Source organism: Novosphingobium sp. KACC 22771 (genome assembly GCF_028736195.1).
Taxonomy (GTDB): Bacteria; Pseudomonadota; Alphaproteobacteria; order Sphingomonadales; family Sphingomonadaceae; genus Novosphingobium.
Genome location: NZ_CP117881.1, coordinates 3,149,134 through 3,161,241 on the forward strand (window position 1 = coordinate 3,149,134; position 12,108 = coordinate 3,161,241).

Consider the following 12,108-nt stretch of genomic DNA (forward strand, 5'->3'; position numbering starts at 1 on the left):
GTCAATTCGTGGTTTGGCAAAGGGTGGCGACCAGCGACCCCAGCCCCACCGAGTTAGATCCCTTTACAAGCACCGCATCGCCCTGTGCCAACCCAAAGTCGGCCAGAGCCTTTCCGGCCTCTTGCGCATTGCTGCAATGGGCGAAGGGGATGGGCTTGCCAAGCGCGTCGGGGCCGGATTTCCCCAGTTCCTGCGCCAAAGCGGCCATTTCATCGCCCACCAGCACCGCAAAATCGACTTTGGCCGCCGCAATCGGTTCGGCCAATGCGGCATGGAGCGCCGGGCCGAAATCGCCCAGTTCCTTCATCGCGCCCAGCACCGCGATCCGCCGCTTGGCCGGTTCGCCCGCCAGGACCGAGAGCGAAGCGCGCATCGAGGCCGGATTGGCATTATAGCTTTCATCGATCAGCAGCGCCTTGCCGCCATCGGCCAGCTCGATCCCGCTGCGCATGCCGCGCCCGGCCAGCCCCTGCATCTCGGCCAGCGCAAGGCCCGTCGCGCCCAGATCGCCGCCCACCGCGCGCACCGCCGCCACCACGGCCAGCGAGTTCATCACCCAATGATCGCCCGGCATCGAAACCGAATAGCACAGCCGCGAATCGCCCAGATCCACCGTCACCAGCGTTCCGCCCAACATGCCCGACAAGGCATCGAGCAGGCGGATATCGGCATGGGCCGCGCGGCCATAGGACATCACCTGCGCCCCGCAGGCGACGGCGGCGGCGCGCAGGCGTTCGTAATGGGGAATATCGGCCGGGATGATGGCGATCCCGCCCTCATGATCCTCAAACCCTTGCAGACCTTCGAAAATCTCGGCCTTGGCGTCGGCAATCGCCTCCTCGCTGCCCAGATTTTCGATATGGGCGGGGGCAATCGTCGTGATCACCGCCACATGCGGACGGGCCAGCGCCGTCAGATCGCGGATCTCGCCCGCGTGGTTCATGCCCATTTCGAAAATGCCGTAGAGCGTGCGCTGGGGCATGCGCGTCATGCTCAAAGGCACGCCGACATGGTTGTTATAACTTTTGACGCTGCGATGGGCGCGGCCATGGCTGGAACGCTCCAGCGCGGCAAAGATCGCCTCCTTGACGCTGGTCTTGCCCACCGAACCGGTCACGCCGATCACCCGCGCCTCGGGCAAAATCCGCTCACGCGCCGCCCGCGCCAGCGCCTGAAGCGCGGCAAAGCTGTCCTTGACCAGCACATGAGGCCGATCAATCGGCTGCTCCACCACAGCGGCCACCGCGCCCAGTTCGAACGCCTTGTCGAGAAACTTGTGCCCGTCCATCGCCTCGCCGCGCATGGCAAAGAACAGGCCGCCTTCCACGATCTCGCGCGAATCGGTGGCGACATTGGAAATCTGCGCCTCGCCAAAGGCCGTGCCGCCCGTGGCCGCCGCCACTTGCGCCAGAGTCCAGAGCGCCAAAGGCTGTCCGTCCTCCGCCGTCACCGGCCAATCCCGCAGTTTCGCTTTTGCCGCCATTATACTTTCTCCCCGGCCGCTTCACGCGCCACGGTCACATCATCAAAAGGCAGGACACGCGCATCAGGCCCGCGCCCGACAATCTGTCCCTGCTCATGCCCTTTGCCCGCGATGAGCAGGATGTCATCCCTTTTTGCCTGCGCTGTCCCCTGAAATATTGCCTCGCGCCGGTCGCCGATCTCGATCAGGCGGTCCGGCGCCCCCGCGATCACCGCCGCGCGGATGGCGGCGGGATCCTCGCCGCGCGGGTTGTCGTCGGTGACGATGGCGATGTCGGCCTGCGCCCCGGCGATGGCGCCCATCGGCGCGCGCTTGCCCGTATCGCGGTCGCCGCCTGCGCCAAACACCACGATCAGCCGCCCCTTGGTATGCGGACGCAGCGCGGCAATCGCAGCCTCCAGCGCATCGGGCGTATGGGCATAATCGACATAGGCCGGCGCGCCCGCCGCATTGATCGCCGCGCGCTCCAGCCGCCCGCGCACCGGGGCCAGACGGCCCAGCGCATCGAACACCTGCGCCGCGTTCAACCCGCTGGCCAAAGCCAGTCCGGCCGCCACCAGCGCATTGGCCGCCTGATAGGCCCCGATCAGCGGCAGGTTGATCCGGCGCTCGACACCTTCATGGACGACCGTCAACACCTGCCCCAACGGCCCCGGCTCGCGGCCCAGCAGGCGGATCGTCTCGCCGCCCGCGCCCACCGTGATCAACCGCAGACCGCGCGCGCGCACATGCTTGATGGCCCGCGCGCTCCACGCATCATCGGTCCAGACCACCGCCGATCCGCCATCGACCACCACCTCGTCGAACAGGCGCATCTTGGCGGCGAAATAGTCCTCCATCGTCGCGTGATAATCGAGATGGTCGCGGCTCAGGTTGGTAAAGGCCCCCGCCATCACGCGCGGCCCCTCGCTGCGATATTGCGACAGACCGTGGCTCGACGCCTCATAGGCGACATGGCTCACGCCTTCGCGCGCAAGGCCCGCCAGATTGGCCAGAAAGGTCACGATGTCGGGCGTGGTCAGGCCGGTATAGGTCGTCTCATCGGCGGTGGTGATGCCCAGCGTGCCGATGCTGGCCGCGCTGTGCCCGGCCATGCGCCAGATTTGGCGCAGCATTTCCACGGTGCTGGTCTTGCCATTGGTGCCCGTCACGGCCACCAGCGTTTCGGGCAGCGGGGCATAAAATGGCGCGGCCAGACGCGCAAAGGCCCGGCGCGGATTGTCGGAAACAAGCGCCAGCGCGCCCGCCGCCTCAATCGCCGCGCGCGCCTCGGGCCGGGCCACAACCGCCACCGCACCCGCCTTGACCGCCTGCGCGATAAAATCCTCGCCATTGACCGTGGCGCCCACGAAAGCACCGAACACATTGCCCGGCGCCACCTTGCGATTATCAATGGCAAACCCGGTGACATCCATGTCGACGGCACCAACGCCCCATCCGGTGACATCCATGTCACCGGCACCAACGCCAAAGCCGGTGACGTCAATGTCACCGGCTTGCACCTTGTTTCCACCCTGGATCAGGTCGGATAGTTTCATTCGCCATCTCCATTGGCGATCAGCGGGGCAATGTCGCTGATATCAATGTCGCGCGTGGCGTCCGGCATCACCCCCAGCAGCGGCCCGATGCGCGGGATCACCCGGCCCACGATGGGCGCGGCATTCCATGCGGCGGTACGCTGGAAACTGGTGGCGGCATTGGCCTTGGGTTGGTCCAGCGTGGCGATCACGACATAGCGCGGGCGATCCATCGGAAATGCCGAGGCAAAGGTGGCCACCACGCGGTCGTGGTGATAGCCCTGCGCATCGCCGATTTCGGCCGTACCGGTCTTGCCGCCCACGCGGTATCCCACCGCATTGGCACTGCGCCCGGTGCCGACATCCACGATCGAGCGCAGCAATTGCCGCATGCGCGCGCTGGTCGAGGCCTGCCACACGCGGCGACCGGCGGGGGCCTGACCGGGCGCGATCTTTTGCAGCGTGGCCGGGCGCCAGATCCCGCCATTGACCATCGCGGCATAGGCGCTGGCCAGATGCAGCGGGGTGATCGAGAAACCATGGCCATAGGAGGCCGTCACCGTGGTCACGCGCGACCACACACCGTTGCGGTCGCCACGCGGCCAGCTTGGGCGGCCGCGAGCGGGCAGCTCGATATAGGGCCGCTCGTTAAAGCCCAGCGCCTTGAGCGTGGTCTGCATCTTTTGCGCGCCCAACTGGTCGCCCACCTGCGCCAGCACGATGTTTGACGAATGGATCAGCGCCTCGATGATGTTCAGGCTGGCGCCGTAATTCTCGTGGTCATGCACAGTGATCCCGGCGATTTCCAGCGGATGGTCGGCCGGATAGCGCCGCGCCAGATTGGTGATGATGCCCGCATCGATCGCGCTGGCCACAGTGATCGGCTTCATCACGCTGCCCAACTCATAGGTCTGGTTGGTGGCGCGGTTGAAGATGTTGGCCTGTTTGGTCGGATCGCTGTCGGAAATATCCTGCGGGCGCAGGGCGTTGGGGTTGAAGCTGGGCAGCGAGGCCAACGCCATCACTTCGCCCGTGTCCACATCCATCACGATGCCCGCCGCGCCCTTGGCCTGCGCGCGGGTCATGCCCCACATCAATTCATCCTCCAGCGCGCCCTGAACCCGCGCGTCGATCGAGAGCACCGCAGGCGCCCCGCGCGTGGCCGGATCGGTCAACTGCTTTTGAAACACCGCCTCCATGCCGACCTGGCCCAGCCCCTTGCTGTCGACATAGCCCAGAATATGGGCCGCCATCGTGCCCTGGGGATAGTAACGCTCGGCCTCACGCGGGAATTCCAGCGCCGGTTCGCCCAGCGCGTGGATGCGGTTGGCCTCTTCGGGCAGGATGCGGCGGCGCAGATAGCCCGCCTTGCCCGAGGCGAGGCGGCGGGTCAGTTCCTCGACATCCTCATCGGGAAAAATCTTGACCAGCGCGGCGGCCAGATCGGCGGGCGAGCGCACCAGCGGCGCGCCCTCGCCCATCGCGCGCGGATTGTACCACAGCGCATAGGCGGGAAAGGCGCGCGCCAGCGGCACGCCGTTGCGGTCGAGAATGTCGCCGCGATCGGGCAGGCCCGCCACGCCCTCGCCGCCCGGACGGCCCGGATCGGACAGGCCCAGATGCGCAATGCGCAACAGCGCGAGCAGCAGCAGCATGGCAAATCCCACCAGCACCCAGAGCGCGCGAAACCGCGCCTGCGCCAGCGCAAGGGCCCGCACATTCTTGAGCACACGCGCTTTTTCCGCGCCTTGCCCCTGCAAAGTGACGCCCTTATCCACCATTCCCGCCGTCAAAGTGTTCATTCGCGATGCCCCGCATTTTGCCCCGCCCGCCCCGAAAAGCGCGCCAGATGCTCGGAGATATCTTCGGATTTCTTGGTCTTCTTGGCCGCAGGCTCACTCTTGGCGCCCATGCCCAGCACGGCAAAGGGCGAAGAGGGCTTGGCCTCGACCGCCATCATCGTGCGCACCGAGGCATTGACCGCATCGGCCGAGGCCACGCGGATCGGATCGGGCGCATCGGGCGAGCGCGGCTTGCCCAGCGCTGCCAACTGGCGCTCGCTTTCCAGATATTGCCCGACCGTGGGCGCGCTATAGCCAAAGTCCACATCGTTGAAGGCTTTGAGCTGCTGCTGGCTGGCGCGGGTTTCAAACTCGGTTTCGAGGAACAGCTTTTCCTGCTTCAACTGCGCGATCTGTCGCTCGGCCAGACGCACCTGACTTTTCACCGCATTGACGCGAAACGTCAGCGCCAGCGTCAGGGCAAGGCAAATCACCAGGGACATGCCCCAGCCGATCGTATGCATGCGATCACGGGTCAGATTCACGGGCGCCTCCGGGCGACAGCAGGACGGGCGGGAACATCGGTGCGCGTGGCAAAGCGCAAGGTGGCCGAGCGCGCGCGCGGGTTGCGGGTCAATTCCACCTCGCCCGCGCGGATCGCTTTGGAAATATGGCTGTAGACGGCCGGAGCCGCGCTTGCGGCGACCGGCATATAGCGCGAGGTGGCGGTGGCCACGCCGCTGGCGTCCTTGAAGAACTGCTTGACGATGCGGTCCTCAAGGCTGTGAAAGCTGACGATGGCCAGACGCCCGCCGGGGCTGAGCAGGCTCTCGGCGGTGGCCAGCAAAGCCTCCAGTTCGCCCAGCTCGTCGTTCACATGGATGCGGATCGCCTGAAAGCTGCGCGTGGCCGGGTCTTTGGGCGCCCCCGGCTTATAGCCCAGCGCGCGGCGCACCACATGGGCCAGTTGGCCCGTGGTTTCCAGCGGGCGCGCGGCAACAATCGCGCGGGCGATCCGGCGCGACTGACGCTCCTCGGCGTAATTATACAGGACGTTGGCGATCTCTTCCTCGGCTGCCTCGTTGCAGAAATCGGCCGCGCTCGGCCCTTCCTGCGACATACGCATGTCGAGCGGCCCATCGCTGGAAAAGGCAAAGCCGCGGCCCTGCTGATCCAGTTGCATCGAGGACACGCCAATATCGGCCACCAGACCGTCAATCGCGCGCACGCCCGCCTGCGTCAGCGCATCGCCCACTTCCGAAAAGCGGCGCGGATGTAGGATCAGGCGGTCATACCCTGCGCCCCACTCGCGCGCGGCGGCAATCGCATCGGGGTCGCGGTCAAAGGCATGGACCGTGGCCCCCGCATCCAGCAACGCGCGCGTATAGCCGCCCGCACCCAGCGTGGCATCGACGATGACCTTGCCCGAAAAATCAAGCAAGCCTGCAGGATCCAGCGCGCCGATCACCTCGTCCAGCAGCACGGGAATATGCGGGGCGTCATGCGGGATCGCGGCCAAAAGGCTGGTGGGCAGGCTCATTTGCGCGCCCTCCCGCCCGCTGCGGCCAGATAGCTCTCGCAGCTTGCCTTGGGCCCGATCCATTCATCGCCCGTCATCGCCATCAGCACCTCGGGCGACCACAGCGTGAAATAGTCCATCGTGCCGTGGATATAGAGGCCGTCCGTGATCGTGGCCTGGGCGCGCATATGCGCGGGCAGGATGAAGCGGCCCGAATTGTCAAAGGCCACACGCGTCAGATTGCCGAAAACCAGCGCATCGCGTGCCCGGGTAGAGGGGCGACCGGCGGCCACATCGGCGGCGTGTTTCACACGGATTTCCTCGGCAAGCTGGGTTTTATAGGACGTGCCGCAGGCGAACAGGCAGGGCCATTCCTCGTGCTTGGCCACCAGCATCTCGTTGATGTTGTCGCTGGCCTCGGCCACGATCTTGCGGATGTCGGCGGGCAGGACAAAGCGCTCCTTGTCGCCCTTCGGCGAGAAGCCCTGACCCATATAAATGACCGGGAAACCAGTCACCCCACCCACTACCTTTGCGAAGAAAGCCCCACCGGTCGGACAAAGCTTCGCCGATTGCCGCAGCACGATGGCCACGCCAAACCCCCGCATAAGGACGGCTGAAACTCTACCCGATGATCATGTTCTATCGCGGAGTTTGCGGGCGGGAAAGGGACTTTACGGGAAATTCTGCCACTTTGTGGAAAAGAATGAAAATATGCTTATTTTTTAGTATCTTGGTCAAATCGCAGCTTGCCGCCTTGGTTACCATTTTATTACCGCAACCCCTAAGAATCGCCGCCAATCCGGCAAAAGACGCGATGCCGAGGCGCCCGTTTGCATGCCCTTCCCGCCGATTCCCGCGAGCGCAGATTCGCAAATCCGGCGTGATTCTCGATATTGCGTGCGATTGCTGCGCCAAAGCGCCGAGATGGTGGCGCAATATCCCGCATCCGGCCGCTTTCCCCGCCATGGGCAGCCATTCCCGCAAGTGGCAGCATTTCCCGCAGGTGGCAGGTTTTCCCGCGTCATCTACCGCGCGGGCGCGCGATCGCTCAGGCCAAGGCGGCCATCAATGCGGCGCGGCCGGGGTCACGCGGGTGGCCGGGCCATCCTGCGTCTTGCCCGCATCGGGCGAGGGAATGACGCCGATATCGGCCAAGGGATCGCTGCTGCCCCCCGCGCTGGTGCTGGCCTGCGCGCTGGCGGCGGCGGCATCGTTGCGCCGCGCATTGTCCATGATGATATTGGCCAGCCCCACCAGCAGCAGCATCAGCGACAGGCCGAACAGGCCCACCTGCAGGCGCTGCACCATCTGCGCGCGGATTTCGCGCGGGGTGCGCTCAAATTCCGAGGTGGCCGGATCGGTGGGGCTGGAAATCTCCGTCATCGCGGCGATCTTACTCCATCATGCCAGCCAAGGAAAGACCGGCAGCCCCTTCGATTCGAGCCATGCCTTGTTATAGAGCGTCGAGAGATAGCGCAGCCCGGTGTCGCACAGGATCGTGGCGACGCGCACATCCTTCTTGCCCTGCGCCACCAATTGCCGCCCCAGCGCCACCGCGCCCGCGACATTGATCCCGCTCGACAGGCCCAGCGCGAGGCCCTCTTCGGCCAGCAGGCGGCGAACCCATTCGATCCCTTCGGCATCCGACATGCGGAATTGCGTGTCGATCGGCGCGCCGTCCAGATTGGCGGTGATCCGCCCCTGCCCGATGCCCTCGGCCACGCTGCTGCCCTCGGCCTTCAACTCGCCATGGGCGTAATAGTTGTAGAGCGCCGCGCCATAGGGATCAGTCAGCGCGATGGTGATGTTTTCATCAAACGCCTTCAGCCCCAGCCCGACGCCCGCCAGCGTACCGCCGGTCCCCGCGGCGCAGGTGAAACCGTCGAGCCGCCCTTCCATCTGCGCCCAGATTTCGGGCGCGGTCGATTCGATATGAGCCTTGCGGTTGGCGGTGTTGTCGAACTGGTTGGCCCAGATCGCGCCCTCCGTCTCCTCGGCCAGACGGCGCGAGGTATGCACGAAATGGCCCGGATTGCTGAAAGGCGCGGCCGGCACCAGCACCAGTTCGGCCCGCAGCGCGCGCAAAGTGTCCATCTTCTCGCGGCTTTGCGTTTCGGGCATGACGATGATCGTCTTGTAGCCCAGCGCATTGGCCACCAGCGCGATGCCGATGCCGGTGTTGCCCGCCGTGCCTTCGACAATCGTGCCGCCCGGCTTGAGCGCGCCCGAGCTTTCCGCATCGCGGATGATCCACAGGGCGGCGCGATCCTTCACGCTCTGGCCCGGATTGGCAAATTCGCATTTGCCCCAGATTTCGCAACCCGCCGCCTCGCTTGGCCCTTTGAGCAGGACCATCGGGGTGTTGCCAATCAGATCGAGGGTGTTTTGATAAACAGGCGCTTTCGTCATGGCGCCCTAGGTAGGGGGGCCTTGGCCAACGCGCAATGCATTTGCGCAAGGCACCCCTAAAGTCAGGCTATTGGTCCCGCGCAGGAAACCCCGCGCAGGCCCAAAAGATCAGTCCGCCTCGGCAATCGTCACGCGCATGCCGTCGATGGCATCGGTCACGGGCAACTGGCACGACAGGCGCGAGTTGCCATCGCGGTGATCGCTGCTGTCGAGCAGGTCGTCTTCGTCGGCGCTGATCGCGGGCAGCTTGTCGGCAAAGGCCGGGTCGATATGCACATGGCACGTCGCGCAGGAGCAGCAGCCCCCGCACAGCGCCAGCAGATCGTCAAAACCCGCATCGCGAATCACTTCCATCACCGTGCGGCCGGTCTGGGCCTCGACTTCCTTTTCTTCACCCGCAGTATTGACGATCACCAGCTTCGGCATATCAAGTCCCTCTGTATGATGCGCAGTTGTATGAGGCGCAGTTAGATGGAGCGCGGGGCAACCGGCGCTTGGGCATGGCTGCTATCGGCAAGCCGCAGCTTTGGCAACAGGCCGAATTGCGCAAAATTTTGTCATTTCCATTCACGAAACGGACGATCATGGGACTTTCGGCGCAAGCGATTGAAATGGGGCTCAATGCCATTGCGCAGACCGCGCCGGGCATTGCCAATGCGCTGGGGCGCGTGGGCTATCCCGAGCCGCGCATCCGCGCGCGCGGCCATGCCACCATGCTGCGCACCATCGTGGGGCAACAGGTTTCGGTGGCCGCCGCCTCGTCCATGTGGGCCAAAATGGTGGGCGTCGTGGGCGAGGAGGCCGACCCCGCCGCGCTGATCGCCGCCGACTTTGACACTTTGCGCGCCTGCGGCCTCTCGCGCCAGAAACAGGCCTATGCGCGCTCGCTGTGCGAAATGGTGCTGGCGGACGAACTCGACTTCACCGCCCTGCCCGCCGATGACGAGGAAGCCATTGCGCTGCTCACCCGCATCAAGGGCATCGGGCGATGGTCCGCCGAAATCTACCTCCTGTTTGCCGAAGGGCGACCCGACATCTGGCCCGCAGGCGACCTTGCGGTCCAGATCGGGCTGGGCAAACTGCTGGGATTGCCCGAGCGGCCCAGCGAGAAGCAGACGCGGGCCTTGGCCGAAGCATGGCGGCCGCACCGGGGCGCGGCGGCGATCTTTACGTGGCATTGTTATAACAATGCGGCGTTGTGAGGGAGTTACAAGATGGGAAGTTTAGATGCGAGGGACTCGTCCCTCGCGCTCCCATTACTGTATATGTTGCGCGCTGGGTTCGGCGTTTGGTGTCGGACGCGCCGTCTGCATTTTTAATGCCTGCGGCGCCAAACCGGATGACCTCCCCGCGCCGCAGGCTTTCATTCCCCACAACACCACCCCGCCAACGTCACGCCCCCCATTAACGGGATTGCAAAGGGCCCCCGCCCTTTGCCCGCCGGAGGCGTTTCAAACCCGGCCTAAGGCAAAACCTTCTTCTTGGCAGCCCCCCCACTTTTCCCTATCGCCCGATCATGCCATCCAAAGCCCTCACCGCCACTGACCTGTGCTGCCGCCGCGGCGACCGCTGGCTGTTTTCGGGCCTTTCGCTCTCGCTCTCGCGGGGCGAGGCGCTGCATATTCTCGGCCCCAACGGCTTGGGCAAATCCAGCCTGATGCGGATGCTCGCGGGCCTTTTGCCGCCCAGCCCCGATCCGGTCAGCGGCATCACCGGCACGATCGCGTGGGACGGCCCGCTGGCCCTGATGGACGAGCGCCACGGCCTCGATCTGGGCCAGCCATTGGGCGCGGCGCTGGCGTTTTGGGCGCGGGTCGATGGGCCGGTGCCGGATGAGGCGATCACCGGGCTGGGTCTGGCCAATCTGCTCGATGTGCCGGTACGCTATCTTTCCACCGGCCAGAAAAAGCGCGCCGCCCTTGCCCGCCTGATCGGCCAGAACGCGCCCAACTGGCTGCTGGACGAGCCTTTGAACGGCCTCGATGTCGCCGCCTGCGCTATGGTCGAGCGCATGGTGGCGCGCCACTGCGCGGGCGGCGGCGCCTGCATCATCGCCTCGCACCAGCCGTTGGACGTCCCCGGCCTCACCCGCCTCGACCTTGCCGAGTACGCGCTGTGAAGGGCGCCGCACTCCTCGCCATCCTGCGCCGCGACCTGCGCCTGCTTTTGCTGGGAAGCGGGGGCGGCGGCGGCATAATGCTGCCGATCCTGTTCTTCCTCGCGGTCGCGATCATCTTCCCCTTCGCCGTCGGGCCTGACCCCAAACTCCTGGCCCGCGTGGGTGGAGGCGTGATCTGGCTGGCCGCGCTGCTGGCCGCGATCCTCCCCCTCGACCGCCTCATCGAACCCGACCGCGAGGCGGGCCTGTTCGAGCAATGGGCGCTGCGCGGCATCTCCGAAGAAGTCATCGTCGCCCTGCGCCTCCTCGCTCACTGGCTCTCCTTCGCCCCGCCGCTCATGCTGGCCACATTGCCCGCCGCCGCGCTTTTGGGCCTCGACGGACGCGCCATAGTGCTGGTCGAACTCGGCCTCCTCGCCGGAACCCCCGGCCTCGCCGCCGTGGGCGTGGCGGTGGCCACCATCACCGCAGGGTTGAAAGGCGGCGCGGCGCTGGCGGGCCTTTTGTTCATACCCCTGTGCGTCCCGATCCTCATCTTCGGCGCAGGCACCCTGGCCATCGGCGGCGAAAGCGGTTTGGCGCTGGCGGGCGCGGCGAGTCTGGTGCTGGTGGCTTTGACGCCTTTCGCGGGCGCGGCTGCGTTGCGGGCTGGGAGGTAGAAGTTTGCCTCCGGCGGACAAAGGGCGGGGGCCCTTTGCAATCCCGTTACTTTTCATATTGCACTGTCGATCAACGGCGGTGAGAAGAACGTCGGTCATCAGTCGAAACGGTGAAAGTTAATCACCCTATGAAGAATATCGATGTATTTTTTACAACCGCCCTCTGGGATGAATATTTAAAAGTCATTCAGAGCGACATTAGCCATGCCGAAGAAAAATTGAAAGGCAAGGTCGAAGTTGACGACAACTGTTCTATTTGCGCCATTACTATATGCCTGCTCAGCATGTCTGACGACATCAAGAAGGACAGAGCATATTGCAGAAGGATGGAAAGCTTGGTGCCCTGGCAATTGGATACGACCAATGGGAAGCAAATGTACAACCTAGGAATTGCACTGGCCATACCAGCCAATTTATTCCTGGATTACAATAAAACCAGCTTTGCCAATTATTGCAAAAAGGAATTTATCGAAAAATCTTATTTATGGAAGAAAAAAGGCGTCGAGAAATTTGACAAAATTTCTGTTTCAGAGATAGTTTTTAATAATATTTTCTCATAAAGCCTACACTCCACCACCCTCGCGCCACCCCATTATCGGGATTGCAAAGGGCCCCCGC

The 12,108-nt window shown here is 64.6% G+C and carries 13 protein-coding genes; 4 read left to right on the forward strand and 9 right to left on the reverse strand.

Annotated elements, in window-relative coordinates; all coding sequences use genetic code 11:
* Position 1 precedes the first annotated feature (1 nt).
* The 9 genes from PQ467_RS14465 to PQ467_RS14505 all read right to left on the reverse strand — a co-directional run bounded on the left by PQ467_RS14465 (position 2) and on the right by PQ467_RS14505 (position 9,138).
* Positions 2–1,483, reverse strand: a complete 1,482-nt coding sequence (locus PQ467_RS14465) for a UDP-N-acetylmuramoyl-tripeptide--D-alanyl-D-alanine ligase (RefSeq protein WP_274174075.1) — start codon at positions 1,481–1,483, stop codon at positions 2–4.
* Positions 1,483–2,934 (reverse strand): UDP-N-acetylmuramoyl-L-alanyl-D-glutamate--2,6-diaminopimelate ligase, encoded by a 1,452-nt coding sequence (locus PQ467_RS14470; protein ID WP_274176170.1) that lies wholly within the window; start codon positions 2,932–2,934, stop codon positions 1,483–1,485. The genes PQ467_RS14465 and PQ467_RS14470 overlap by 1 nt, the downstream gene beginning before the upstream one ends.
* An 83-nt stretch (positions 2,935–3,017) precedes the next feature.
* Entirely contained in the window at positions 3,018–4,781 is a 1,764-nt protein-coding gene (locus PQ467_RS14475) for a peptidoglycan D,D-transpeptidase FtsI family protein (RefSeq protein WP_274176171.1), read from the reverse strand.
* Between the two features lie 17 nt (positions 4,782–4,798).
* Positions 4,799–5,326, reverse strand: a complete 528-nt coding sequence (locus PQ467_RS14480) for a hypothetical protein (RefSeq protein WP_274174076.1) — start codon at positions 5,324–5,326, stop codon at positions 4,799–4,801.
* On the reverse strand, positions 5,323–6,321 hold the full coding sequence (gene rsmH / locus PQ467_RS14485) for a 16S rRNA (cytosine(1402)-N(4))-methyltransferase RsmH (RefSeq protein WP_274174077.1): 999 nt from the start codon (positions 6,319–6,321) through the stop codon (positions 5,323–5,325). The genes PQ467_RS14480 and rsmH overlap by 4 nt, the downstream gene beginning before the upstream one ends.
* Positions 6,318–6,818 (reverse strand): division/cell wall cluster transcriptional repressor MraZ, encoded by a 501-nt coding sequence (locus PQ467_RS14490; protein WP_274174078.1) that lies wholly within the window; start codon positions 6,816–6,818, stop codon positions 6,318–6,320. The genes rsmH and PQ467_RS14490 overlap by 4 nt, the downstream gene beginning before the upstream one ends.
* Positions 6,819–7,368: 550 nt before the next feature.
* Positions 7,369–7,686 carry a hypothetical protein gene (locus tag PQ467_RS14495; protein WP_274174079.1) on the reverse strand — a complete coding sequence of 106 codons (318 nt, stop codon included), beginning with the start codon at positions 7,684–7,686 and terminating at the stop codon, positions 7,369–7,371.
* Between the two features lie 18 nt (positions 7,687–7,704).
* A complete protein-coding gene (locus tag PQ467_RS14500; protein WP_274174080.1) occupies positions 7,705–8,712 on the reverse strand; it encodes a cysteine synthase A in 1,008 nt (335 codons plus the stop codon).
* 108 nt (positions 8,713–8,820) lie between these two features.
* On the reverse strand, positions 8,821–9,138 hold the full coding sequence (locus PQ467_RS14505) for a 2Fe-2S iron-sulfur cluster-binding protein (protein ID WP_274174081.1): 318 nt from the start codon (positions 9,136–9,138) through the stop codon (positions 8,821–8,823).
* 158 nt (positions 9,139–9,296) lie between these two features.
* On the opposite strand from PQ467_RS14505, the gene PQ467_RS14510 reads away from it, so the two are divergent.
* The 4 genes from PQ467_RS14510 (at position 9,297) to PQ467_RS14525 (ending at position 12,050) form a co-directional block, all read left to right on the forward strand.
* Complete coding sequence (locus PQ467_RS14510; RefSeq protein ID WP_274174082.1) at positions 9,297–9,914, forward strand: DNA-3-methyladenine glycosylase family protein; 618 nt, start codon at positions 9,297–9,299, stop codon at positions 9,912–9,914.
* 314 nt (positions 9,915–10,228) lie between these two features.
* On the forward strand, positions 10,229–10,831 hold the full coding sequence (ccmA, locus tag PQ467_RS14515) for a heme ABC exporter ATP-binding protein CcmA (protein WP_274174083.1): 603 nt from the start codon (positions 10,229–10,231) through the stop codon (positions 10,829–10,831).
* Entirely contained in the window at positions 10,828–11,490 is a 663-nt protein-coding gene (locus PQ467_RS14520) for a heme exporter protein CcmB (RefSeq protein WP_274174084.1), read from the forward strand. The genes ccmA and PQ467_RS14520 overlap by 4 nt, the downstream gene beginning before the upstream one ends.
* Positions 11,491–11,618: 128 nt before the next feature.
* Positions 11,619–12,050, forward strand: a complete 432-nt coding sequence (locus PQ467_RS14525) for a hypothetical protein (protein ID WP_274174085.1) — start codon at positions 11,619–11,621, stop codon at positions 12,048–12,050.
* The last annotated feature ends 58 nt before the right edge of the window (positions 12,051–12,108 follow it).

Excerpts from the sequence above, each read along its gene's own strand:
- ccmA (WP_274174083.1), top strand. The coding sequence starts at position 10,229 with ATGCCATCCAAAGCCCTCACCGCCACTGACCTGTGCTGCCGCCGCGGC.
- PQ467_RS14465 (WP_274174075.1), bottom strand. The coding sequence starts at position 1,483 with ATGGCGGCAAAAGCGAAACTGCGGGATTGGCCGGTGACGGCGGAGGAC.
- PQ467_RS14500 (WP_274174080.1), bottom strand. The coding sequence starts at position 8,712 with ATGACGAAAGCGCCTGTTTATCAAAACACCCTCGATCTGATTGGCAAC.
- PQ467_RS14510 (WP_274174082.1), top strand. The coding sequence starts at position 9,297 with ATGGGACTTTCGGCGCAAGCGATTGAAATGGGGCTCAATGCCATTGCG.
- PQ467_RS14475 (WP_274176171.1), bottom strand. The coding sequence starts at position 4,781 with ATGGTGGATAAGGGCGTCACTTTGCAGGGGCAAGGCGCGGAAAAAGCG.
- PQ467_RS14505 (WP_274174081.1), bottom strand. The coding sequence starts at position 9,138 with ATGCCGAAGCTGGTGATCGTCAATACTGCGGGTGAAGAAAAGGAAGTC.
- PQ467_RS14525 (WP_274174085.1), top strand. The coding sequence starts at position 11,619 with ATGAAGAATATCGATGTATTTTTTACAACCGCCCTCTGGGATGAATAT.
- PQ467_RS14495 (WP_274174079.1), bottom strand. The coding sequence starts at position 7,686 with ATGACGGAGATTTCCAGCCCCACCGATCCGGCCACCTCGGAATTTGAG.
- PQ467_RS14470 (WP_274176170.1), bottom strand. The coding sequence starts at position 2,934 with ATGGATGTCACCGGATGGGGCGTTGGTGCCGTCGACATGGATGTCACC.
- rsmH (WP_274174077.1), bottom strand. The coding sequence starts at position 6,321 with ATGAGCCTGCCCACCAGCCTTTTGGCCGCGATCCCGCATGACGCCCCG.